Genomic DNA, 23,798 nt, shown 5'->3' with positions numbered 1-23,798 from the left:
TGCGCCACAGTGTTTGCGCAGGCCAGAGAAGAACGCAGGTAGTAGCCACATGTCTGACAAGGACCCGTTTGCCGAACCGGATGATACGGACAAGACGGTGATCCGCCCGAATCCCGGCGGACGGCGCTCTGCGCCACAGCAGCAACCGCCCGCGCCGGGCTATCCCGATCCCAATATGGCCCCGCCGCAGCAGCCCTATCCGCCACAGGGCCAACCCGGCTATCCGCCGCAACATCCGGGATACCCGCCACAACAACCGGCCTATGGCGTGCCGCCCGCGCAGCCCTATCCGCCACAGCAGCCCGCGCAACAAGCGCCCGGAGCTGAGGCCTATGGCGTGCCACCTGCACCGCAGCCACAGGCCCCGCAAAGTCAACCCGCCCCTGAAACCGAAGCGGTGGTGATGACCGGCATGAACCGGCTCAGCGCCTGTGCGACACCGCTCTTCTCACTGGTCAGCCGCATCCGCAACCGCGCCCAGCACATGGACCCCGACAAGCTGCGCGACAGCGTGGTCTCCGAAATCCGCGCCTTTGAGAACGCCGCTCTGCAGGCAGGCATCCCGGCCCAGACAGTCAAGATCGCCCGCTATGCACTCTGCGCCACACTGGACGACGTGGTGTTGAACACGCCCTGGGGTGAGCAATCGGTCTGGGCAACGCAATCGCTGGTCGGCACGTTCCACCGCGAAACGGTGGGCGGTGACCGGTTCTATGACCTGCTGGCCCGGCTGGAGAAAGACCCCGCCAACAACATCGAACTGCTGGAATTTGTCTATATGTGCCTATCGCTCGGGTTCGAGGGGCGCTTGCGGGTCGAACAGGGCGGCAGCGACAAGCATCTGCAAATCCGGCAGGGCTTGGCCCGGATCATCCGGGCACAGCGCGGACCGATGGAGCGTGACCTCTCGCCCCATTGGGAAGGCGTCGATAAGCCCTATCGTGCGCTCAGCATGTGGCGACCGGTCTGGGTTGCCGTCGCAGTTACGGTGCTGCTGCTGATCCTGGAGTTCTCGGGGCTATCTTATGCGCTGTCAAACCGGACCGAGAACCTGGTTGGCCAGCTTTCGGTGATTGATGCCGGGCCGGTGGCCGAGTTGCAGCGCCGCGCGCCACCGCCACCACCACCAGTGCAGGAACAGCCGCAAGTCGAAAAGGTTGTGGAATTCCTGAAGCCCGAGATCGACGAGGGGCTGGTCGAGGTGTTCCAGAAAGGCAATACGCTGATCATCCGCATCAAGGGGTCCGGTATGTTCGGCTCGGGCTCAGACCGGCTGCAGGATAAATACGAAGATCCGGTGCGCCGCGTGGCGGTCGCTCTGAACGACGAGCCGGGCAAGGTGATCGTCGCGGGCCATTCCGACAACGTGCCGATCCGCACGTCGCGCTTCCCGTCCAATCTGGCCCTGTCGCTGGCGCGGGCAAAATCGGTGATGAACCAGATGTCTGAGTCCCTTGACGATCCCGACCGGCTCAGCGCCGAGGGGCGCGCCGATAGCGACCCCATTGCTGATAACGCGACTGCCGAAGGCCGCGCCGCCAACCGGCGCATCGAAGTCCTGCTGGTGCAGGAGGAGACCTGATGTTTATCCGCAGATACCTGTTCCCCCTGTTCCGCTCGATCTATTTCGTCCTGTTCTTCACCGCGGCCGTTCTGGCCGGGGCGCTTTATTATTTCGGCCCGATGATTGGCACCGAGGAATGGCGACCGTTCGACAGCATCTGGTCACGGCTGATCTGGGGCGGGGCGATTTTTGGCTTCCTTTTCGTCATCGCGATGATCATCTTCTTCATCCGCCGTCGGCGCGACAAGAAGATGGAAGAAGAGATCACCGATGCGGTCGCCGACGAACCCGATATGCTGGGCAGCGAGTTGGACGAACTGCGCGGCAAGCTGAAACAGGCAATGGCCGCGCTGCGCAAATCTAAGAATGGGCGCAAACACCTCAATGAACTGCCCTGGTATGTGATGATCGGGCCGCCCGGTGCGGGCAAGACCACAGCGATCGTCAATTCCGGCCTTAAATTTCCGCTGGCCGGAGAGATGGGCAAGACCGCCATCGGCGGTGTCGGCGGCACCCGCAATTGTGACTGGTGGTTCACCGAAAACGCGGTGCTGATCGACACGGCGGGCCGCTACACCACTCAGGAAAGCGACGCCGAAACCGACAATGCGGCCTGGATCGGGTTCCTCGGCCTGCTCAAGAAATACCGCAAGCGCCAGCCGATCAACGGTGCGATGATTGCCATTTCACTTTCTGATCTGTCGCTGCAGGATGAGATCACCCAGAAGGAAAACGCCAAGGCGATCCGCCGCCGACTGGAAGAGCTGCGCGAGAAGCTGGGCGTGCGCTTCCCGATCTACGTGCTTTTTACCAAGGCCGACCTGATCGCTGGCTTTGCCGAGTTCCACGACAATCTGGGCAAGGAAGATCGCGAACAGGTCTGGGGTTTTACCCTGCCGTTGGACAAAACCCGTGGCGAGGCCAGCCCTGTAGCCGCCTTTGACGAGGAATTCGCGGGCATTCTGGCGCGGCTGAACAGCCAGGCGCTGGAGCGGATGCAGACCGAGACTGACCCGCAGCGCCGTGCGCTGATCGCTGGCTTCCCGGTGCAGGTGGCCAGCGTGCGCAGGACCGCTCGCGAGTTTCTGGCTGAGGTGTTCAACGACAATCGCTACCAGCACCGCCAGATGTTGCGCGGGGTCTATTTCACCTCGGGCACGCAGGAAGGCACACCTATTGACCGGTTGATGCTGGGCATGGCGCGCACCTTCGGGATCGGGCGGCAGGCTATTGGGTCGGGCACGGGGACCGGGCGGTCCTATTTCCTGACACGGCTGTTCGATGAGGTGATCTTTCGCGAGGCGGGCCTTGTCAGCGCCGATGACAAGGTCGAACGGCGCTACAAGATCACCAAGTGGGTTTCGATTGCCGCGACGATCATCGCAGCCCTCGGCATTGGCGGGCTGCTGGTGCGCTCCTTCCTGGGCAATTCCGAGCTGATCGCCGACGCGCAGGATCATGTCAGCGCCTATCAGGCCGCTGCCGCAACCCTGCCACCCAGCCCGGTGGGTGACACTGATCTGGTGCCGGTGGTCGAGGCGCTCAACAACCTGCGCGATATGCCCGCCAACCCGGTGCTGTCAGACCCAAGCCCGGACCCGAAACTGACCTATGGCCTCTATCAGGGCGAGGTGATTGGCACGCAGGCCTCACAAACCTATCGCGCCGCGCTGAATCAGCGCTTCCTGCCCCGCCTTCTGCTGCGTCTGGAAGAGCAGATGGCCGCCAATATCAACAACCCCGATGTGCTTTATGAGGCGCTCAAGGTCTATCTGATGCTCGGCCTGCAAGGGCCGATGAACCAGGATCTGGTCAAGCAGTGGATGAATCTGGACTGGTCCGTTTCCTTCCCCGACGGGAGCAGGGCAGAGTTCCGGCAGGACCTCAACGACCATCTCGACGCGCTGCTGACTCAGCCAATGCAGGAGATCGCGCTGAACGGTCCACTGGTCGAGCAGGTGCAGGGTATCCTGTCGGAAATGCCGCTGGCGCAACGTGTCTATAACGGGATCATCGCCAGCCAGGCCGCGCAGGCCTTGCCGGAATGGCGTATCACCGATGCGGGCGGTCCGGCGGTCAGCCGGGTTCTGGTCCGCTCCTCGGGCCGACCGCTGAATGACGGGATCGAGGGCATTTTCACCTATGACGGCTTCAACAACGTGTTCCTTGGCGAAGCTCTGGGCGTCGCCCGGCGGGTACAGGGTGAAAGCTGGGTGCTGGGCCCGCGCGGCGAGGCGGAACAGACCGAGCAGGCGCTGGCCGCGCTCAGCCGTGATGTGCTGGACCTTTATTACAACGACTATATCGCACGCTACGATCAGGTGCTGGGCGATGTCGATATCATCCCGATGGAAAGCCTCAGCCATGCGGTCGAGGTGACCAATGTGTTGTCCGGCCCGACCTCGCCCATCGTCAATATCCTGAACGCGATTTCGGATGAGACCAAGCTGGCCGAGGACCGATCGGTGCTGGGCAATTCCGAGGTCAGCGAGGGGCTGGGCACGGTTGCAGGCATCGAATTGCAGGCCAATACCTCTGTCCAGACCCGCATCCTGCTGGAGGCACTGGCGAAATCCGCGACCGCCCAGGGCGGCCCACCCCCGGCGCCACCGGGCACCTATGTGCAGGACCGGTTCGAATGGCTGCACAACCTGACCGAAAAGCCCGAGGGCCAGCCCTCGCAGCTTGACCAGTTGATGGGCAGCCTGACCGAGGTTTATCAGGAGTTGAACAAGATGTCGTTCAGCGGCGTGTCAGGCGGGGAAACCGGCGTAGCGCTGCAGCAGTTCCAGCAGGAGGCCGGACGTGTCGACGGACCAATGGAACGCTGGGCCACGCAGGTCATAACCGGGTCGAGTGGCATCACCAGTGACAGCACCCGCGCCTCGATCAATGCGCGCTGGCAGGCCGATGTGCTGCCCTTCTGCACGCAGGTGCTGGACAATCGCTATCCGTTCAACCGCCGGTCACGCGCTGATGTGGCGATGGGGGATTTTGCCAAGCTGTTTGGTCCCGGCGGGTTGATTGACAGCTTCTTCACCCAGACCCTGGCCAAACATGTGGATATGCGCACGCGGCCCTGGTCATGGAAGACCGGCGTGAACCAGACCGATCTGGGCATCAGCCCCGCCGTGCTGCAACAAATGCAATATGCCGCCGAGATCAAGGAGGCATTCTTTGCCAACGGCCCGCAACCGCAGATCCAGTTCCAGATCATGCCCGAAGCGCTGGATCCCAAGGCCAAGAGCGTGACGCTGGAGATCGATGGCCAGACGTTGGAGTTCCGCCATCGCGGCGGATTGCCCACGCCGATGGCGATCACCTGGCCCGGCCCGGTCGGGCTGGCACGTGTCAGCTTTGAACCGGCCAAACGCAATATTGAAAGCGTGCTGACCCGCGATGGTCCCTGGGCCTGGTTCCGCCTGCTGGATGCGGCAGAGGTACGCCGCACCAACGTATCGGACCGCAAGAAGGTGATCTTCAATGTCGGAGGACGCATCGCGATTTTCCAACTGCAATCTGGCTCGGTGCTCAACCCCTTTGCGCTGCCCGCGCTCAGCAAGTTCAGCTGTCCGAAGTCGTTCTGATGGATCACCCCGGCTTCGGTGCGTTTGGCAAAATGCCATCGGTAGGCGATTTCTTCCGCCTGAATGTTCCTGCCTCTTTTGTGCAGGTATGGGATGAGTGGATTCAGCGTGGCATGTTGGACGGGCAGGGTGCCTCTGGCCAGGCATGGGACGGGTTGTACATGTCTGCGCCGATCTGGCGCTTCTGCCTGTCGCCGGGTCTGGCGGGACCACAAAAGATGCTGGGCGTGCTGATGCCCTCGGTTGACCGCGTGGGCCGACGCTTTCCCTTGACCCTGACCGCCCCTGCCTCCGCCGAAGGGTCGGCCATTCTGGATCATTTCCGCGAGACAGCGCTTTACCTGAAGCTCGAAGACGTCGCGCTGGCCGCGCTGGAAGATGACATGACCAAAGACCGCCTGGCGGAGGCGCTTGCCGGCTTGCCCGCTCCGCAACGCCGCAGTGATGCGCGGGTCCGAAAGGCGGGCAGCACGCTGATACTGACCCAAGGCGAAGGGATTGGTGACATCCTGCCGGACCTCGCCTCGGGTCTGATGGCAGGCGAATACCGCGCGCCCAGCATCTGGAGCACGGAAATTGCCGGTGTCCCACGCCTGATGGTTTGCGAAGGTTTACCGACGGCTGCAAACATGCAAGGTTTGTTCAACCTGACTGCTGCAATCTGGACCGAGGCAAGGCCCATATGAATTCACGACCCCGGGTCCGATACAGCGCCCGCAGCCATGTTGGGCTGGTGCGTAAAGTCAACGAAGACGCCGTGCTGGCCATGCTGGACGAGGGGCTCTGGCTTGTCTCTGACGGGATGGGCGGGCACGAGGCCGGAGATTACGCCAGCCGACTGATCGCTGACATGACGGCCTCGATCCCGCCGGGCCTGCCGCCCGCCGAGCGGTTGAACGCGCTGCGCGATACCCTCAGCAAAGCGCATAAGGTGATCCGCGCCGAGGCCGACAAGCGCGGCGGCAAGACCATTGGCGCAACCGTGGTCAGCCTGATGCTGGCCAACGGGCATTTTGTCGGGCTCTGGGCCGGGGACAGCCGTATATATCTGCTGCGCGACGGCAAGATTCAGATGCTGACCAGCGACCATTCCGTCGTTGCCGATCTTGTGCGCGACGGGCAGATGACCTGGGACGAGGCCGAGCATCACCCGCAATCAAACGCCATCACCCGCGCGGTGGGTGTGGGTGAAGAGCTGGAACTGGACAAGATCCGGGGCGAGTTGCAGCCGGGCGACCGGTTCCTGCTCTGCTCGGACGGGCTGACCAAATACGCGACCTTTGCCATGCTGGAAAAGGCGCTAAAAGAGCTGCCGCTTGAAACAGTGTCGGATCGGCTCGTTCAGATGGCGCTGGATGGCGGCGGGGCCGACAACATCTCGGTCATCGTAATTGAGGTCGTCTGAGAACTAGCTGCTGCTCATCCCGACAAGCATAGCCCCGAGCGCTACGATATGGATCAGCATGATCGCCCTGTCGTTCCACAATACGCCAACGGCGAACCAGCCCAGCACGCCCACCAGAAACAGATAGAGGTTCACCGGCGTCCACCCAAGGGCAGTGGCGGTGTAACCCATGATCTGGATGATTGAAGCACCCCATTTGAGGATGAATGCAAGACGCTCCAGCGGGGGCATAGTTTGGGCAGGATTGAAGGGCATCGCTTCGGCTTTCATGGTGACAAAGGCATCTTGATCGGGCCGGTACAGGCGACCCTTTCAAGACCCCACTTAATGGCATCGACCGTCGATCGCGCCTGAGAATTGATGTTTCCTGACTGCAGGAATAGTATTGCCATATGGCTCAACTCCCTCCTCTGAACGCTTTGCGGGCATTTGATGCCGCGGGTAGGCATCTAAACTTTCGCGCGGCGGCGGATGAGTTGGGGGTGACGCAGGGGGCCGTGGCGCAGCATGTGCGTCAGTTGGAGGCACAACTGGGTCTGCCGCTGTTTGAACGGCTGCCCAAAGGGGTCTCCTTTACCCCTGCCGGACGCGGATATCACGCGCGTATCGCAGCGGCGTTTCAGGAATTGCGCGCGGCGACGGAAGCACTGCGGCCTACACCGGGCAAAGTTCTGATCAGCGTGACGCCCAGCTTTGCCGCCAAATGGCTGATCCCGAACCTTCCTGATTTTGCCGCAAGCCATCCCGATATCGATCTGCAAATCCTGGCAACCGAAAATGTGTCACGCTTTCATGGTGATGGCATCGATCTGGCAGTCCGGCAGGGCGAGCCGCCCTTTGGTGCCGCGTTGGAGGCGATGCGCCTGTTCCGGCAGGATATCATTGCCATTGCCGCGCCATCCCTGATCGCAGGCAGTCCATTGCCGCTAGATCCCACAGTTCTGGCTGATCTGCCCAAGCTGCATGACACCCATGATCTTTGGCCTGATTACCTTCAGGCTTTGGGTATCGAAGATCAAAGCGGGCGCGGATTGCGGTTGAGCCAGACCACCTTGTCAATTGATGCCGCGCGCGCGGGGCAAGGGATCGCATTGGTCAGCCGGTTCCTTGTGGCAGGCGAACTTGCAGCAGGGCAGCTTGTGCAAATCAGACCCGAGGTGCTTTCTGGAAAGCAGAATTTCTATCTTCTCGCGGCGCGCAGCAAACGTCGAGACCCCGCGACGCAGGCCGTGCTGGATTGGTTTTCCTCAAAAGCCGAAACATAGCCCCGCAAGAGACCGGTCATGACCCCTATTCGGCGACGGTCGTGAGGATTTTGCTGTTGAGAGACAGGATATTGGTATCCTGATTGCGGCTGCGATCCCGCAACGCTTCGGCATAACCGGTTGCGGATTCGGTGGTTGGCCGCATATCGGCAAAGAGCGGTTTGTCAGAGTGGATCGCAATAACCTTGCTTTTGCCAAGCGCGCTGTCATCCACCATGAAGGCGATGCCGCCATTCTTTTCGCTTTCCTCCAGCGAATAGGCGACCCGCACGGCTTTCACGCCCCTGTCGCCCCTCCGCAAATCGGGGATACTATTGTCCGCCCGAGAGATGTTAGGCAACAGGTGGAACACGTTGCCCGACACATCAATCACCGAAACAGAGAGATAGCCGTCCCTGATTTCGCGCGGCAGGATCACGTCGATGATCGGGTTCTCACCCACGACAAAGGCGCCATCCTCACTTTGCCACTCGTCGGTGCCGCCATTTCGGAAGTCGATCGAGATCGGTCCGGGTGGCGCGGTGGGCAGAAAGTTTTCGATCAGACACAGGGTCGGGTTCAGCACCTCGACATCCGCCTCGACTGGTCGATCGCCCGCCACGGCTCCCAGCCCGGACTGTAGCGCTGCCATCGTAGCTTCGCCGGCTACGGTGCCGGTGAACGCGATGGGGGTGTCGGGGCCATATCCGGTCGATGGCGGTCGGATCAGATCAAGCGGTCCGCAATCCGCCATACTGTCGAGAATTGTCTGCACGGATGCGGAGGCCAGGAAAAGCGGCTCAAGCTCGATATCGATCTCGCCAACGAGACCACCGGGCAACCCGTCTGCAAAAGCCTGTATGACCGTGTCATGAACCTGCCTGTCGGTGGTGTCACCGCTGACTTCCGCGCTGTTGCCGCTGACCGAGAGCCGCCAGGTATCCAGATCTGCCAAGGTATCGACAATCGAGGTCACGCCCTGGCCCCAATCGGACGAAATGTCACCCGAAGCCAGCGTTAGGTCGGCCGTGCCCTGTTGCAGCGTCATCTCGTCTGTCAGTTCGGCGCGCACCTCTTCCGACGGCGCAAAACCGGTGGCGCGGGGCGGCAGCCCCTCGCGTTTTTCGACCACCAGCGTATAGGGCTGAACAACCGGCAGGCTCGGCCCAAGAAAACTGTCGAAGACGCCACCGAAATATCCGCCTGCCCCAAGCGCCACCATGGCCAGAACAACACCCCCAGCGATCAGCCCGCCACGCCCGCCGCTCTCCTGCGTGGCCGTGGGCCGGGAAGGGGGAGGGCTTGAGGGCGGTATGCTGGCAGGTGGAACCGACAGGTCATCGCTCTCCGCCTGCGATGAACGGGGCACAATCACAGTGGCGTCATCCAGCGCGGGTTCTTCGGTGACGGGCATCGGTCCGCCATTGGACAGCGCCTGCAAAACAGCTGTCGCGCTCTGGAACCGTTCCGCAGGGTCCGGCGCGGTCATCTTGTCGATGACGGATTTCAAAGGTTCGGGAACGCCTTCGGTGTCTAGCGGCTGTTTCTTGTTCTCGATCACTTCCATCGGGTTGCGACCCGCCTGCGGCGACTGGCCCCGGAAATTGGCCAGCAGCAGCGCACCCAGCGAATAGATATCGGTGCGGCTGTCCGTCTTTCCCGAAAGCTGTTCGGGTGCCGCATAGGCATATTTGCCGGCAAATTCGTTTCCGACGATCGTTTCGGCACCCGGATTGGTATCTTTGGCGATGCCAAAATCGATGATCACCGCCTGTGACGGATCCCCATCGCGCAGGATGATGTTGTCGGGGCTCAGATCGCGGTGGACGATATTGCGGGCATGCGCAGCCTCCAACCCTTCGCAGACCCGCTTGCAGACCGTCAACAACTGATCAGGGGGCATCGGGCCCTGTTTCAGCTTCTGGTCCAGACCCGGGCCATCTATGAAATCCATCACCAGATAGACATGGCCTTCGGGGGTGCGGTTGTTTTCTGAATAGCGCACCACCGCGTCATGGCGAATCTCGCGAATCTCTTCTTCGCGGGTCAGCAGGACCAGGAAATCGTCATTGCTGGAAAACTCGGCCTTGAGAACCTTCAGCGCGGCAACCCGCCCCGAAATCTCGGAACGGGCGCGATAGACGTCTGAGGTGCCGCCCCGCCCCAGTATGGCCTCAATCCGGTAGGTATTGTTGACCAGGTCTCCGGGTTGGAACAGGTCACCGGCGCGGGATTCGGTCATGCAGGCCTCAGAATTTCAAGCGTTCTGCCGTGACCCTATCAGCCAAGCGCTTGGAATTCGACCCGCCGATTTTCATCAGCGCGCGGATTGGCCGTATTAAAGGGTTGGCTCTCGCCAGCGCCGACCGCTTCAAGCCGGAATTCATCGATACCGCAGTCGCTTACGAGGTGACGTTTCACCTCTTTGGCGCGCAGCAATGACAGATTCTCATTATAGGCTGCTGAGCCGGAACTGTCGGTATGGCCAATGATCTGGAACACGTTGACATCCACGCCCTGCATGGCGCTGCACAACGCACTCAGTTTGGGTTTTTGATCCGCCCGCAGCGCCGCGCTGTCGAAATCAAAGCTGATCTGGATATTGACCTGCTGATCTTTGGGGACCGCGGTATACTCCGCCGGAGCGGTTGCAACGGTGGTTGCGGCATCTTCCGTAGCAGGTTTCTGTTGGCCCGAAGGCACGATGACCAATCCGCGCGTTTTCTGCTTGTTAAACGCATCGGTGATCTCTTCGGCCGTCAATTCGGATGCATCCTGCGCAAAAGCTGCCTGGACTGACACCACAGCCAGCAGGACAGGAACACTTAGTCGGGTTAGTGATTTGATCGCGCACATATTTCTGGCTCCTTCGTCGCCGGTGATCATATCTTAGCTCGTCTTTGGGTGCAAACCTATCTCGCGCCCGCCCCGGCGAACAATGAAGAAGATCACACAACCCTGTCATTCTGTTTCGCGAGCCCCGTGACATCCGCTGGAGCGGATTCTAGAGTGCGCGCTGGTGCTACAGGCAACAAGGACGAAAAGCACAATGCGCATCGTACCAGCGATCATTCTGGCCGTGGCGATCATTCTGGCTCCGATCCTGTGGTATGTCTTTCCGATTCTGGTGCCGATGGATGAAAATTTCGAAGGGCCCGCCATCGATTCCGGCGCCCGAATCGAGATCGAGATGCTGAGCCAGCAGATCGAAGACCTGCGCAATAAGATCGACCGCATGGCCAACGAGTTGAGCCAGGTGCAGATCGGCGGGGTGACGCTGCTGCAGGAGGATTATGACGACGCTGCCGATTCCTTCGGCTATGACAGTTCAACCCCGAACGAGATCATCGACGCCTACGCGCAGGTTGTGCTGATTGCGGACCGGAAGAACGTCAATGATGGGCTCGAACTCGCACGGCCATCTTTCCTTCGCGAGACCTTCGGGTTGCCGCGCGAGGACCTGAGCAATGATTGCCAGCCGATGACCAACGAGCGGCTTAAATCCAAACTGGTGCTGGAAGAGGTTGGTCCGGTGCGGGTGCGGATGCTGAAACCGGCGATCGAATCCCTGCGCGACGTGTTTGACAACATCCGCCGCACCGATCCCGACCTCTATGCCCGCATCAACACCGCCGGGTCGCTTTGCGTCCGGTTCATTCGCGGCTCGACGACTTCGGCCTCGGCACATGCTTACGGGTTGGCAGTCGACCTGAACATCGACGGGGTCCTGGACACGCTTGGCGATGGCAAGACCCAGCTGGGCCTGACCATCCTTGCCGATTTCTTCCGACAGGAGGGCTGGGTCTGGGGTGCCGCGTGGGGTCGCGAGGATTCGATGCATTTCGAGGTCAGCCGCAACAAGATCGAAGAATGGGTTGATCAGGGATTGCTGTAAACCAAGGAAAACAGAGATTTCATCTGCTGCCCCATGATCTGGGCCGGCGGGTGCCGCACTTTGAAAAATGCCGGGGAACATGTCGACGAAGCCATGTGTTCACGCTGATCCGCGTCAAAAGAACTGGCCGTGACAAAGCAGGACGATTATGATCGTTACATGCGCCGCCGCACTGAAAATCCTGACGACGACGAAGAGGTCACCCCCCGGTCGATCTATGATCCCGACCCGGTCGAGGAGGAGGATCTGTGGTTTCTGCCACAACCGCCCGAGGATGTGGCCCCCGGCGAGATGCCCTGGCCGGTCGCGGCGCGCGAGGCGGGGCTGGACGGACGCACCTGGCAGGCAGCAGAAGCTGCGCAATACCGGGGGCTGGTGGCTGCCGCCGAAGCCGTGACACGCTATGGCGAGCGGTTGCGGCACGCCGCCCCGGGGGTGAGCGAACGGCTTGCCTTGATGACGGTCTCGGCGCTGTTGCGGGCCGAAGGGATCTGGCTCGGCCCGGATCAGATCGCTCTTTATCGGGCGTTCCGGCTGGGCAGTGACGACATGGCCCGCGATCTGAGCCGCGCCGATTGGGCAGTGCGGCGACTGCTGGCGGGTCCGTTGCCGCAAGACGACATGCGCGCGTTTCTCGGCCGCGTTTCCGTGAGCGAGCCCCATCGCGACGACGACCGCCCCACCGGGCCGGAGCTGGATCTGGCCGGGCAGGACTGGGCCGGGGGGTTGCATGAGACCTGTCATCTGCTGACCCGCGCCGCGCAAGGCTTTGCGTCGTGGCGGCGATTGGCGTTGACGCCTTACGATCAAATGCTAGAGCCCTCGGTCGCGGCACTTTTGCTGGGTGCCGGAGACGAGGCGCCTCACCTGCCCATGGCCGAGGGGCACCGGTTCGATCGCCATCAGGTGGCGCAGGGTTCGGACGCCGCAACGGCGCGCCTGGCCACCTTCCTGAATGCGATCGAAGCGGGGGCGCTGCGCGCTGCGATGGAACTGGATCGGCTCTCGGCTTGGCGCAATCGTGCGATCGAGTTGACCGGCGGATTATCGGGCCGCACGCCACCGCTGCTAATCGCAGCACTATTACGCTATCCAGTGCTCTCGGCGGAACTGGCGGCTGAGACGATAGGTTGCTCGCGCCCCTCAGCCCGGCGCAACCTGGCACTGTTTCACGAAATGGGACTGATCCGCGAAGTGACAGGGCAGGAACGTTACCGGTTCTGGTCGGCGCTTCTGTGAGAGGGCCGTTGCGATGATCTGGTCGATGCAAAGACGACGTCGCGGAATTGGAACGTCTCCGCTTTAACGAAATTGCGGCCTCCGCCCGGCCAGGTTAAAGCAAGGCCTCCTTGTCCAGGCCCAATTTCACGATCTTTTCGTTCAGCGTGCGCCGCCCGATGCCAAGCGCCTCGGCGGCGGCGTCCATGCGGCCCTGATGGGTTCTGATCGCCTTGCCGATCAACTCGCGCTCAAAGGCGGCGACCGCCTCGCGCAGGGTGTCGGGCACCTCTTCGCTTTGCGCAGCACTTCGCAGCGCCTGCGCGACCGAGCCACCCCCGCGCCGCGCCGCCAGCACCCGGCGTTCAGCGACGTTGCGCAGCTCGCGCACATTGCCGGGCCAGTCATGCGCCATCAACGCGGCCAGATCATCTGCGCTCAGTTCAGGCGCAGCGATTTCGTATATCCGGGCATAGTGGTCCAGGAAATGCGTCACCAGCAAGGTCAGATCCTCGCGCCGATCACGCAGCGGCGGCAGGGTCAGCACCACCGTATTCAGGCGGAACAGCAGGTCCTGTCGCAGCCGGTTTTCTTCGACGGCCCTTTCCACATCCTCGTTCGTGGCCGAGATCACCCGGAACCGAACCGGCACCGGGGTCGCGGCGCCCACCGGCAGAACCTGCTTGTCTTCAATCACCCGCAGCAGCTTGGCCTGCACCGGTAGCGGGCAGGAGCAGACCTCGTCCAGAAACAGGGTGCCATTTGCTGCCGCCAGCAAACGGCCACCGGTTTCGCCCGCAACCCCGAACATCTCGGCCTCGAACATATCAGGTGTCAGTGCGGCGCAGTTCAGTGCCACAAACGGACTGTCGGGATCGGTGCCCAGATCATGCAGCGCGCGGGCGGCCAGCTCCTTGCCGGTGCCGGTTTCGCCTTCGATCAGGATCGCCGCATCGGTATCGGCCAGATCGAGGATGTCGCGGCGCAGATTTGCCGCCACCGGGCTTTGACCCAGCAGAATGCGGTCCAGCCCTGACAGTTTGTAAAGCCGATCGGTCAGCCGTCGGTTACGCTGCTTCATGCGGTTCTGTTCGGCGGCATTGCGCAGGATGGTCAGCAGGCGGCGTGGCTCATAGGGTTTTTCAACAAAGCTGTAAGCCCCGTTCCGGATCGCCTCTACCGCCATCGGGATGTCGCCATGGGCCGAGATCAGCACAACCGGCGGGCCATTGGCCGTGTCGAGGCTGGCCAGCAGGTCCAAGCCCGACATCCCCGGCATGCGCACATCAGACAGAATCACATCGGGCTGCGCCTCTGCGAGCTGCCCGGCCACCCGTTCGGCGCGAGACACGGCCGAGGCCTGCCAGCCCGCCGCTTCGATCAACTCGATCAGCGACTGGCGCAGGGATCTGTCATCATCGACAACCAGAATGGTGATCGGGCGCGTATCCGTCATGCCAGCTCGCCTTCTTCTGTTTCGGCTTTGGGGAAGCTTACCCGGAACACCGTGCCTACCGTGCGGGCATTACGGGCACTCATCACACCGCCGTGATCCTTGACGATACTGGCCGAGATTGCCAGACCAAGCCCCATGCCACGGCCGCTTTCGCGTGTTGTCACAAAGGGTTCCTGCAGTTCCGCAAGCGTCGCGGCGCCCAGCCCATGACCGTTGTCGCGGATCTCGAACCAGCTTTCGCTTTCCGTAGCCCCCAGGCGGACTGAGACGGTCGGCGTCTCAGCCTCTTCGACCGCATCCAAGGCGTTGCGCAACAGGTTGGTCATCACCTGTTCGATCCGCAGCTTGCTGCCGCGCAACATCACCGGGGCCTTGCACAGGTCAAGCTGAATGGTTGCGCCGATCTCGCGCACATTCGGGGCAACCAGCGCCAACGCCGCCTCCATCGCCGTGCGCAGGTCGAAAGCGGTAAATTCCTCTACATCCGAGCGCGCAAAGAACTTGAGCTGTCGGGTGATACCCTCCATCCGTTCGACCAGAGCGCCGATCTTGCAGGTGAGGCCAGGGGCCTCGCGCGCGGTGATCTCAGCGGCGGCCAGATGGTTGCGCATGGCGGCGATCGGCTGGCCCAGCTCGTGTGTGACCGAGGCCGCCAATTGCCCCAGCGCGGCCAGGCGGCTGGCGCGTTCCAGCTCGTTGCGGGTGCGTTGCAGCCGCCGCTCTGCACTGCGCCGCTCGGTGATCTCGACCGCCAGCCGCTCATTGGCCTGACGCAGCTGCGCTTCTTCCTCTTCCGACCGCTGCAATGCTTCCCCCATGCGCCGAGCGCGCTGGACCTGAAACAGGATGAAGCCCAGGCCCGCCAGCACCACAACCGAAGCTGACACCAGCCAGCTGCGGTCCACGACGCGCTCATCACTGGCAAAGTAGTGCAGCTCCCAGCCATGCGGCAGGTCTGCGGTGGTCAGATGCAGCCGGTCGGAGCCGGTGAGGCGGGCGCGCTGATCGGGCAGGTCGGACCAGTCCAGCACCGCAAGGGGCTGGCCCGGGAACTGCTGCGCCGCCTCGATCCGGGTGCGTTGATCGGCACTCAGCGCGTGCAGCACGCGATAGCGCCAGTCCGGGTTGGAAGCCAGCAGGATGACCCCGTCCTCGTTGGCCAACAGCACCTGCTCTCCGGCCTTGCGCCAGCCCTCTTCGAGCTGCGAAAAGTCGATCTTGATAGCGACGACGCCGTCCACATACCCTGCCGCATCGCGCACCGCATCGGCGATGAAATAGCCCGGCAGACCGGTGGTGGCCCCGATGGCATAAAATCGTCCCTGCTGCCCCTCCAGCGCCTGCCGGAAATAGGGGCGGAACCCGTAGTTCTGGCCCACAAAGCTGGCGCTGTCGCGAAAATTCGAGGCGGCGACGGTCAGCCCGTCCTGTTCCATCAGATAGATCGCATCCAGCCCGGCCTGATCGGCAAACCCCTCCAGCCGCCGGTTCAGCGCGCCTGTGGGCGCTCCGGCGGCGGTCTCGACCACAAAGGTGTCACGGGCCAGCACATGGGTCAGGTGCGAGAACCGTTCAAGCTCAGCCGTGACCGAGCTGCCATAAAGCGACAGCCGTCCTTCGGCGCGCGACAGCTCCTCTGCTCGAAAATACCTATAGGACAACTGAAAAACCCCTGCTGCAACAAGCAGGGTGGCAATCACAAACATAAAGACAGAGAGACGACGCATGGCCGGTTGCTTGGCGGGAAATTCGGCCAAAGGCAAGAACCGGCTGGCCATTTGGCGACTGACAGGGCTAGCGTGAGGACCAAGCGGCGGAGCATCGCCGATACGCTGCGCGCAGCCCCTGCCACAGGATCAGGAGACCCCATGCCCCAAGGCGTTCACCCGCAGATACAGGCGCTTCTGGACAAGATGCAGGCGCTTGGCATCCCGAAGATCCAGACACTCAGCACCCAGGCCGCGCGCAATCTGATTGAGCAGCTCTACGTGGCCCGGCTTGAGGAGTATCCGCCCCCGCCGGTAGCCGAGGTGGTAGACGCTGTAACCGACCCCTCTCACGGATCGGTCCCGCTACGCATCTATCGCACCTGCTCGGACCCGCAGGCTCCGGTGATCATATTCTTTCACGGCGGCGGGCATGTCTTTGGCAATCTGCGCACCTATGACAGTGTGGCGCGGTTTCTGGCGCTGCAGGCAGGCTGCACGCTGATCTCGGTCGGCTATCGCAAAGCACCTGAACACCCGTTTCCGGCTGCGGTCGAGGACAGCTTTAACGCCTTGCGCTGGGTGGTGGAGAATGCTGGGGATTTGCGCATCGATCCTACCCGGCTGGCGCTCTGCGGCGATAGCGCGGGCGGTAATCTGGCGGCGGTTACCGCGCTGATGGCGCGCGATGCGGGCATCCCGGTCGCGGCGCAGGCGCTGATCTATCCGGTGATCAATTATCGCGGTGGAACAGGGTCTTATGACCGCTATGGCAGTGGATATGGTATTCTGGAAAGTGACACGGTGGCATGGTTCCGCGAGCGTTATCTGCCCGACCCGGAGATGTATCAGGATTGGCGCGCCAATCCGGCGCTTGCGCCGTCCCATGCTGGCCTGCCGCCCGCGCTGGTGTTGACCGCAGAATGCGATGTGCTGCATGACGAAGGCGCAGCCTATGCGCAGCAATTGCGCGATGCCGGTGTGCCGGTCGCGCAGGTGGATTTTCCGGGCATGATCCACGGGTTCTTTAGCTATCTGGGGCTGGTGGACGATGCCGAGCGCGCTCATGAGAGCGTGGGACGGTTTCTGCGCGGCATCTGGGGCGAACAAGAGGTCCGTCCGTCATAAAACTTGTTTGGGTGCTGCAACCGGCTCATAGTGCGGGCAATGCCAATAGCCTTGATCCGGGGTGTAATGTGCCAATCCCAAGACTTGTAACTCCTTGTCTTTTCGCGCTTTGCCTGAGCGGGGCCGTCGCCGCGCAAACCAAGGACGATGCTGTGCCTGGCGTGGTCGTGGCCAGGGTCTCATCAGCGGTGGTGCAGCCCGCTGATGCTTATGTGGGTCGCGTTATCGCGCAGCAGCGGGTCGATCTGCAGGCGCGGGTCGAGGGCATCCTGCAAGAGGTGAATTTCACCCCCGGCAGCCTCGTGTCCAAGGGCGACGTCCTGTTCCGGATCGAACAGGATATCTATGCCGCCGATGTGGCAAGCGCCAAAGCCTCGGTCACCGGGGCCGAAGCGACCGCCAAAGGCTCGGACATCATCCTCAAGCGCAATCAGAACCTGCTGGAGAAAGGCGATGTGCCGCAATCCGTGGTGGACGCGGCCTTGGCGGAATACGGTCAGGACTTGGCCGCAGTGGAAGAGGCCAAAGCCGCGTTGAAGCTGGCGCAGATCAATCTGGGCTATACCGAGATCACCAGCCCTCTGGATGGGCGCATCAATTGGTCGTCAGTCGATGTTGGCAATGTCATCAGCGCAGACAGCGGCGTGTTGGCCACCGTCAGCAGCGTCGATCCGATCTATGTCAGTTTTTTTGTCAGCGAAAATGTCCTGATCGATGAGCACAAAAAAGGTATGATCGCTGACAATCAGATCACGCTGAAAGCGCGTATTCACCTATCCGATGGCAGCGATTACGGCACCGACGGGCAGGTGATCTATGTCGGCACGCAGGTCCGACAGGATACCGACACGATCGAACTGCGGGCCAGCTTCGCAAACCCCGATGGCGCGCTGCTGCCCGGTCAGTTCGTCTCGGCCTATCTGGAGGATGCCAGTGCCGCGCCCAGCCTGACGGTGCCGCAATCGGCGCTGCAACTGGACAAGGACGGGCATTTCGTCTTTGTCCTCGATGACAAGAACGTGGTTCACCGCCAGAATGTGGAAACCGGTCAGCAGATTGCCGGGGCATGGCAGATCACCTCGGGCCTGAAAGAGGGTGAGCGGGTGGTGGTGCAAGGGCTGCAGAAAATCCATGATGGCGCGTCGGTCACTCCGGTGGATGCCAGCGGTCAGCCGACACAATGATCCCGCGCTATTTCATCGAGCGTCCGAATTTCGCGATCGTTATCGCGATCCTGATGGTGCTGGCCGGGCTGCTGGGCGTCCGCCTGATCCCGATCGCGCAGTACCCCGAGATCACACCGCCGCAGGTCTATGTCACCACCAGTTACCCCGGTGCCGATGCGGCGCTGATCCAGGAGGCCGTTGCCGCCCCCATCGAGGAACAGGTCAATGGCGTGGACGGTATGCTCTATATGTCGTCGGGCAGCTCCAACAGTGGAACCTATGAACTGACCGTCATGTTCGAGCTCGGGACCGATCCCGACATTGCGGCGATCGACGTTCAGAACCGCATCGCGCTGGCCGAACCGGTGCTGCCGCCTTCGGTGATCCAGCAGGGGATCAATGTCGCGAAACGTTCGGGCGGGATGATGATGGTGATCAACCTGACCTCGCCCGACGGATCGCGCGATGAGCTCTATCTCAGCAATTATGCTGCCGATTTCGTGCAAGACCCGCTGGCCCGGATCGCGGGCGTCAGCGCGGTCACTCAATTCGGGCCACTGGAATACAGCATGCGGGTCTGGACCCGTCCTGACAAGATGGCAGCGCTGAACATCACCGCATCCGACATTGCCACGGCCATCCAGAACCAGAATGTCGAGGCCGCCGCAGGCGAGCTGGGCGCGCCGCCTTTTGGCAGCAAGACCCCCGATTTCCAATTTAAACTACAGGCCCGCGGGTTGTTGCGCGAAGCCGAGGAGTTCGAACGCATCATCGTCGCGTCAAACACTGACGGCTCGCTAGTGCGGCTAGGGGATGTGGCGCGGGTCGAGCTTGGGGCAGAAAGCTATTCCGGTGCCTCGCGGTTTAACGGCAAAGGCTCGGCTGCCTTCGCCGTCCATCAGGAGGCCACAGCCAACGCGCTTGACATCGCCACCGCCGTGCTGGCCGAGATGGACCATCTGGCGCAGAAATTCCCTGAGGGCGTCAGCTATGAGATTCCCTATGACATCACCACAGCAGTGCGGCTGTCGATCCGCGACATCCTGTTCACGCTTGGTCTGACCGCCGGTCTGGTGGTCCTTGTCACCTTCCTGTTTCTGGCAAGCTGGCGCGCCACCATCGTGCCCGCCATCGCGATCCCAGTCTCTCTGCTGGGGGCGGTGGCGCTGATCTTTCTGATCGGGTTCAGCGCCAACATGATCACGCTGCTGGCACTGGTACTGGCGATCACGCTGGTGGTCGATGACGCCATCGTTATCATCGAAAACGCCGAACGGATCATGGAGGAGGAGGGGCTTGAAGCGCGTGCCGCCACCGAGAAGGCAATGGATCAGGTCACACGGCCCATCATCGCCACCACATTCGTGCTGGCCGCGGTCTTTGTCCCGGTCTGCTTCTTTCCCGGCATAACCGGCAAGATTTATCTGCAATTTGCACTGACCATCATTTTTGCCTTCATGCTGTCGGCGGTAAACGCGCTGACCCTTGGCCCTGCGCTATGCGCGCTGCTGCTGCGGCGGGGTGTGCGACCACGCGGCCCGCTGCGGCTTGTGCCCGCACTGATTGCTTGGGTGCGCGGGCTCTATATGCGGCTGGTCGGGTTGATGCTGCGCTATCTGGTGCTGAGCCTGCTTGTCTTTGCCGGTTTCGTGGGCGGCACGATCTATCTGTTCAAAACCGTGCCCACCGGCTTCATCCCTCCTGAAGACAGTGGCATCCTGCTGGCGGGTATCGACCTGCCCGATGGCGCCTCGCTGGCGCGAACCGAGGCGGTGATGACCGGGATCGACACCATGATCCGGGCACGGCCGGGGGTGCATAGCGTCACCACGATTTCCGGCTTCAGCATGATGAGCGGCACCAGATCCAGCACCGGCATGCTGGTGATCGCGCTTGATCCCTGGGATCAGCGCACCACGCCCGAGCTGCAATGGCACGCGATCATGGCAGCAATCAATGACGAGTTGGCAACCCTGCCCGAAGCGACTTCTTTTGTGTTTCCAATGCCTTCGATCCATGGGCTGGGCGACAGTGGTGGCGTGTCTGCGGAACTGGTTGATCTTGCCGATGGCGATGTCGACAAGCTGGATGCCGCCAAGACCGCCTTCCTGACCGCTCTGAACGCCGCGCCCGAATTCAGTCATGTGCATAGCAGCTTCTCGGCCAATGTGCCGCAATACCTGCTGTCGATCGACCGCGACCGGGCCGAGACGCTGGGCGTAGAGGTGATCGACATCTTCTCGGCGCTGCAAGCCAGCCTGAGTTCCTACTATGTCGGCAATTTCATCAAGCGCAACAAGGTCCACTGGATCGTCATCTCGGCGGATGCGGATTTCCGGCAGTCGCTTGCGGATATCGGCAACATCTATGTCAAGAATGCCGACGGCGACTCGTTTCCCCTGCGCGTGCTGGTCCGCCATGAGCCGGTGCTGGGGCCGGACAGCATCCCGCGCCACAATCTCTATACCGCCGCTTCGATCAGTGCACAGCTTGCGGAAGGCATAAGCTCGGGTCAGGCCATTGCTGCCATGAAGGCGATCGCCGATACCAACCTACCGGAAGATTTTGACATCGAATGGTCGGGCGTCACCCAGCAAGAGGTCGCGGCGGGCGGGCTGGTAACCTATATCCTGATGGGCGCGGTGGTCCTGTCCTATCTCTTTCTGGTGGCCCTTTACGAAAGCTGGACGCTGCCGCTTGCGGTGATGACCTCGACAATATTTGCGATCTTTGGCGCGCTGGTGCCGCTGGCGCTGATGCCGCATCTCAGCAACAATATCTTTGCGCAGGTAGGGATGGTGCTGCTGATCGGCCTGGCCGCCAAGAAGGCCATCATGGTGGTCGAGTTTGCCAATGATGAACGCGCGCGCGGCACATCAATCCGCGCGGCGGCGCTGAAAGCGGCCGAGTTGCGGTTCCGCCCGGTCACGATGACGGGTTTGTGTTTCATCATCGGGGTGCTGCCGCTGGTGCTGGCCACCGGGGCCGGGGCGGCGGGGCGGGTTTCGATCGGCTACCCGGTTCTGTTCGGGATGATTTTTGACAGCACGGTCGGGCTGCTGATGATCCCGGTGCTCTACCTGAGTTTCCAGTCGCTGCGCGAGCGGACCCTGTCCTGGTTGCTCGGCAGGCAGAGCGTTGATGGAACCTGACTCGAGGTCAGACGTTCAGCGGAAGGCGCTCGATGATTTTCCAGCTCTCCACGGGTCGGGTCTCGGATGAGGCGACCAGATCTAGAAAGGCCAGCGGAGCGGGTTGGTCGCAGAACGTAGAAGTGATCTTGCCCAGATACGATGTCGGGACCTCTCCGTCGAGGCTGCCATAGGCCAGGCTGACATGTGGCGGGTAGGCCGGATCAAGATCAAGCTCACCGAGCAATTGCTGCCGAACATGTGCGACCTGGGCGGGCAGGGTGACCACGAGGAACAGCGACTGGAAATACGTGTCGCCATGGTTCAGCCGCCCGAACCTACCCTGCAGGCGCGGTGCAATCGGCCCGATCCGTTCCGAGGTGAAAATCTCTCGCGCGCGATCATAAGGCAAATCTCCCACCAGTGTGACATGGGGCTGAAAGACCGGGCCTTTTGTCATCCGGGCCAGCGTCGTCACATGCTCCCCTAGCTGGTCCTCAAGCGCCTGCGGAAATGTGAGCCAGAGGGAATAGAGGTCAGACACGGGCGGCAGGTCCTTGGGTATCATCAGCGGGTTTGAGCGGAACGTAGCAGAGTTTAAGCGACACCGGCGTAACATATCTGCGGGCCGTCTGCATTGTCGGCAGTTACGGGCCAAGCCGGGCGGGGATCATTTTGAATTCACTCCCTATCACGTTGAAAATGTAAACGTTTCTGCCTGCCGAACTCTGGGAAAGAAAGACCAACCCTTCAGCAACAAGACCAACGAAGAAATTCCTAGGTCACGATTTTTGTTTCACAGAATCGTCAAACAAACCCTATAACTGGTCGCGGGTGCACGTTGGTGGGGTCACTCGACGCCAGCTGTAGTGATGCAATTTTCCGCTAGCGGGAGGGAGCGTATTGCGTGCCAATGGAACCTGGTAGCGCTGAACAAGCGTTGCGCAAATTCAAATGGCCGCAAGCAGCGGCTCAACAATCGGAGTATGGAAATGAAACTCCTTAAAATCGCCGCAACAGGGTTGGTTTTCGCCGCCACGTCTGCCAGCGCGCAGACCGAAATCACGTGGTGGCATGCCATGGGCGGTCAATTGGGCGAAACCGTCAACCAGATCGCCGAAGACTTCAACGCTAGTCAGAGCGACTACAAGATCACGCCGGTGTTCAAGGGCTCTTATGAGGAAACCCTGACAGCCGGTATCGCTGCTTTCCGCGCGGGCGAGCAGCCCAACATCATGCAAGTGTTTGATGCGGGCGCTGCCACCGTGATCGGCGCCAAGGGCGCAGTCATCCCGGTTCAGGATCTGCTGGCGGCCAATGACGTCGCCTTCGACATCAATGATTACATCCCCGGCGTGCGCTATTTCTACGCCGATGCAGATGGCAAGATGATCGGCATGCCGTTCAACTCGTCCACCCCGATCCTCTATTACAACGAGGACGCGCTGGCCAAGGCGGGCGTCACCGCACCGAAAACCTGGGAAGAATTCGCCAGCACCACTGGCCCGGCGTTGAAAGAGGCGGGCTATATCCCGCTCAGCCAGTCTCATCTGCCCTGGATTTTCACCGAGAACTTCCACTCGCGTCATGATCTGCCTTTTGCCTCGAACAACAATGGCTATGACGGCGCGGATACCGAGATTCTGGTGAATAACGACGCCATCAAGGCCCATTTCAGCGCGCTGAAAGACTGGAAAGATCAGGGTCTGTTCGAATGGTACGGCACCGGCTGGGGCGACAACGCCAAGCCATTTGAGGAAGGCAAGGTCGCCATGTGGCTGGGCTCGTCCGGTTCGTTCGGCGGTCTGGTTCAGAAGGTCGACTTCCCGTTCTCGGCCACCATGCTGCCCTATTGGGAAGGCGTGACTGCCGAGCCCAAGCAGACCTTTATCGGTGGCGCGGCGCTGTTCGCAATGTCGGGCAAGTCGGATGAGGAAAACAAGGCCACCGCCGAGTTCTTCAGCTTCCTGACCTCGCCCGAGGTGCAGTATGGCTGGCACAAGGAAACCGGCTATGTGCCGATCACCGAAGCCGCTTATGAAGTTGCAAAGGAAGACGGGCACTATAACGAGTTTCCTGCGGCTGAAGTTGGCATCCAGCAGCTCTCGCTGCCTGCGGGTGACAACACCAAGGGCTATCGCATGGGCTTCTACGTGCAGATCCGTGACGTGATGAACCGTGAATATGGTCGCATCCTGACCGGCGAAACCGATGTGGAAACCGCGTTTGCAAATATCGAGGCCGAGTCCAACAAACTTTTGGAACGCTTCGCCAAGACGCAGAACTGACGCGCTTTTG

At 61.5% G+C, this 23,798-nt stretch carries 17 protein-coding genes; 11 read left to right on the top strand and 6 right to left on the bottom strand.

Going from position 1 to position 23,798, the window contains the following annotated elements; genetic code table 11:
* The first annotated feature begins 49 nt into the window (after positions 1–49).
* The 4 genes from icmH to Q5Y75_RS07715 are packed head-to-tail and all read left to right on the top strand — an operon-like array spanning position 50 to position 6,556.
* Positions 50–1,582, top strand: a complete 1,533-nt coding sequence (gene icmH / locus Q5Y75_RS07730) for a type IVB secretion system protein IcmH/DotU (RefSeq protein ID WP_306195976.1) — start codon at positions 50–52, stop codon at positions 1,580–1,582.
* A complete protein-coding gene (tssM, locus tag Q5Y75_RS07725) occupies positions 1,582–5,151 on the top strand; it encodes a type VI secretion system membrane subunit TssM (RefSeq protein WP_306195975.1) in 3,570 nt (1,189 codons plus the stop codon). Before icmH ends, tssM begins: the two co-directional genes overlap by 1 nt.
* The gene (tagF, locus tag Q5Y75_RS07720; protein WP_306195973.1) at positions 5,151–5,837 is read left to right on the top strand and encodes a type VI secretion system-associated protein TagF; all 687 of its coding nucleotides are present in this window, start codon (positions 5,151–5,153) and stop codon (positions 5,835–5,837) included. Before tssM ends, tagF begins: the two co-directional genes overlap by 1 nt.
* Positions 5,834–6,556 (top strand): PP2C family protein-serine/threonine phosphatase, encoded by a 723-nt coding sequence (locus Q5Y75_RS07715; protein WP_306195971.1) that lies wholly within the window; start codon positions 5,834–5,836, stop codon positions 6,554–6,556. The genes tagF and Q5Y75_RS07715 overlap by 4 nt, the downstream gene beginning before the upstream one ends.
* Before the next feature lie 3 nt (positions 6,557–6,559).
* Here Q5Y75_RS07715 and Q5Y75_RS07710 read toward each other — a convergent pair whose 3' ends face one another.
* Positions 6,560–6,826 carry a DUF6552 family protein gene (locus tag Q5Y75_RS07710; RefSeq protein WP_306195969.1) on the bottom strand — a complete coding sequence of 89 codons (267 nt, stop codon included), beginning with the start codon at positions 6,824–6,826 and terminating at the stop codon, positions 6,560–6,562.
* Positions 6,827–6,948: 122 nt separating this feature from the next.
* Here Q5Y75_RS07710 and Q5Y75_RS07705 point away from each other — a divergent pair, with 122 nt between their 5' ends.
* Complete coding sequence (locus Q5Y75_RS07705; protein ID WP_306195967.1) at positions 6,949–7,821, top strand: LysR substrate-binding domain-containing protein; 873 nt, start codon at positions 6,949–6,951, stop codon at positions 7,819–7,821.
* A gap of 25 nt (positions 7,822–7,846) precedes the next feature.
* Here Q5Y75_RS07705 and Q5Y75_RS07700 read toward each other — a convergent pair whose 3' ends face one another.
* On the bottom strand, positions 7,847–10,042 hold the full coding sequence (locus tag Q5Y75_RS07700) for a serine/threonine protein kinase (protein WP_306195964.1): 2,196 nt from the start codon (positions 10,040–10,042) through the stop codon (positions 7,847–7,849).
* Positions 10,043–10,080: 38 nt separating this feature from the next.
* The gene (locus Q5Y75_RS07695; protein ID WP_306195962.1) at positions 10,081–10,686 is read right to left on the bottom strand and encodes an OmpA family protein; all 606 of its coding nucleotides are present in this window, start codon (positions 10,684–10,686) and stop codon (positions 10,081–10,083) included.
* 163 nt (positions 10,687–10,849) lie between these two features.
* Here Q5Y75_RS07695 and Q5Y75_RS07690 point away from each other — a divergent pair, with 163 nt between their 5' ends.
* Together Q5Y75_RS07690 and Q5Y75_RS07685 are read left to right on the top strand one after the other, a co-directional pair.
* Positions 10,850–11,695: a M15 family metallopeptidase gene (locus Q5Y75_RS07690; protein WP_306195961.1), complete on the top strand. Its 846-nt coding sequence runs from the start codon at positions 10,850–10,852 to the stop codon at positions 11,693–11,695.
* A 129-nt stretch (positions 11,696–11,824) separates the two neighbouring features.
* The gene (locus tag Q5Y75_RS07685) at positions 11,825–12,934 is read left to right on the top strand and encodes a helix-turn-helix domain-containing protein (protein ID WP_306195960.1); all 1,110 of its coding nucleotides are present in this window, start codon (positions 11,825–11,827) and stop codon (positions 12,932–12,934) included.
* 94 nt (positions 12,935–13,028) lie between these two features.
* Here Q5Y75_RS07685 and Q5Y75_RS07680 read toward each other — a convergent pair whose 3' ends face one another.
* Entirely contained in the window at positions 13,029–14,369 is a 1,341-nt protein-coding gene (locus Q5Y75_RS07680) for a sigma-54-dependent transcriptional regulator (RefSeq protein WP_306195959.1), read from the bottom strand.
* Entirely contained in the window at positions 14,366–16,030 is a 1,665-nt protein-coding gene (locus Q5Y75_RS07675; RefSeq protein WP_306195957.1) for a sensor histidine kinase, read from the bottom strand. Before Q5Y75_RS07675 ends, Q5Y75_RS07680 begins: the two co-directional genes overlap by 4 nt.
* A gap of 207 nt (positions 16,031–16,237) precedes the next feature.
* Between Q5Y75_RS07675 and lipP1 the strand changes: the two genes are divergently transcribed.
* From lipP1 to Q5Y75_RS07660, 3 genes are all read left to right on the top strand, one after another.
* Positions 16,238–17,203, top strand: coding sequence for a LipP1 family hormone-sensitive lipase (lipP1, locus tag Q5Y75_RS07670; protein WP_306195955.1), 966 nt, complete (start codon positions 16,238–16,240; stop codon positions 17,201–17,203).
* Positions 17,204–17,355: 152 nt separating this feature from the next.
* Positions 17,356–18,387 carry an efflux RND transporter periplasmic adaptor subunit gene (locus Q5Y75_RS07665; RefSeq protein ID WP_306195954.1) on the top strand — a complete coding sequence of 344 codons (1,032 nt, stop codon included), beginning with the start codon at positions 17,356–17,358 and terminating at the stop codon, positions 18,385–18,387.
* Positions 18,384–21,521, top strand: a complete 3,138-nt coding sequence (locus Q5Y75_RS07660) for an efflux RND transporter permease subunit (RefSeq protein WP_306195952.1) — start codon at positions 18,384–18,386, stop codon at positions 21,519–21,521. The genes Q5Y75_RS07665 and Q5Y75_RS07660 overlap by 4 nt, the downstream gene beginning before the upstream one ends.
* Positions 21,522–21,528: 7 nt before the next feature.
* On the opposite strand, the gene Q5Y75_RS07655 is transcribed toward Q5Y75_RS07660, so the two are convergent.
* Positions 21,529–22,044, bottom strand: coding sequence for a hypothetical protein (locus Q5Y75_RS07655; protein WP_306195950.1), 516 nt, complete (start codon positions 22,042–22,044; stop codon positions 21,529–21,531).
* 448 nt (positions 22,045–22,492) lie between these two features.
* Between Q5Y75_RS07655 and Q5Y75_RS07650 the strand changes: the two genes are divergently transcribed.
* Positions 22,493–23,788: an extracellular solute-binding protein gene (locus Q5Y75_RS07650; RefSeq protein WP_371933236.1), complete on the top strand. Its 1,296-nt coding sequence runs from the start codon at positions 22,493–22,495 to the stop codon at positions 23,786–23,788.
* Positions 23,789–23,798: the final 10 nt, after the last annotated feature.

It is taken from the genome of Ruegeria discodermiae, from assembly GCF_030758345.1.
Taxonomy (GTDB): domain Bacteria; phylum Pseudomonadota; class Alphaproteobacteria; order Rhodobacterales; family Rhodobacteraceae; genus Ruegeria_C.
The sequence above is the reverse complement of the archived record's forward strand: the minus strand, read 5'-3'. Positions and strand labels throughout refer to the sequence as shown.

Excerpts from the sequence above, each read along its gene's own strand:
- Q5Y75_RS07705 (WP_306195967.1), top strand. The coding sequence starts at position 6,949 with ATGGCTCAACTCCCTCCTCTGAACGCTTTGCGGGCATTTGATGCCGCG.
- Q5Y75_RS07695 (WP_306195962.1), bottom strand. The coding sequence starts at position 10,686 with ATGATCACCGGCGACGAAGGAGCCAGAAATATGTGCGCGATCAAATCA.
- Q5Y75_RS07715 (WP_306195971.1), top strand. The coding sequence starts at position 5,834 with ATGAATTCACGACCCCGGGTCCGATACAGCGCCCGCAGCCATGTTGGG.
- icmH (WP_306195976.1), top strand. The coding sequence starts at position 50 with ATGTCTGACAAGGACCCGTTTGCCGAACCGGATGATACGGACAAGACG.
- Q5Y75_RS07710 (WP_306195969.1), bottom strand. The coding sequence starts at position 6,826 with ATGAAAGCCGAAGCGATGCCCTTCAATCCTGCCCAAACTATGCCCCCG.
- tagF (WP_306195973.1), top strand. The coding sequence starts at position 5,151 with ATGGATCACCCCGGCTTCGGTGCGTTTGGCAAAATGCCATCGGTAGGC.
- Q5Y75_RS07650 (WP_371933236.1), top strand. The coding sequence starts at position 22,493 with ATGAAACTCCTTAAAATCGCCGCAACAGGGTTGGTTTTCGCCGCCACG.
- tssM (WP_306195975.1), top strand. The coding sequence starts at position 1,582 with ATGTTTATCCGCAGATACCTGTTCCCCCTGTTCCGCTCGATCTATTTC.
- Q5Y75_RS07690 (WP_306195961.1), top strand. The coding sequence starts at position 10,850 with ATGCGCATCGTACCAGCGATCATTCTGGCCGTGGCGATCATTCTGGCT.
- Q5Y75_RS07700 (WP_306195964.1), bottom strand. The coding sequence starts at position 10,042 with ATGACCGAATCCCGCGCCGGTGACCTGTTCCAACCCGGAGACCTGGTC.
- Q5Y75_RS07680 (WP_306195959.1), bottom strand. The coding sequence starts at position 14,369 with ATGACGGATACGCGCCCGATCACCATTCTGGTTGTCGATGATGACAGA.
- Q5Y75_RS07660 (WP_306195952.1), top strand. The coding sequence starts at position 18,384 with ATGATCCCGCGCTATTTCATCGAGCGTCCGAATTTCGCGATCGTTATC.
- lipP1 (WP_306195955.1), top strand. The coding sequence starts at position 16,238 with ATGCCCCAAGGCGTTCACCCGCAGATACAGGCGCTTCTGGACAAGATG.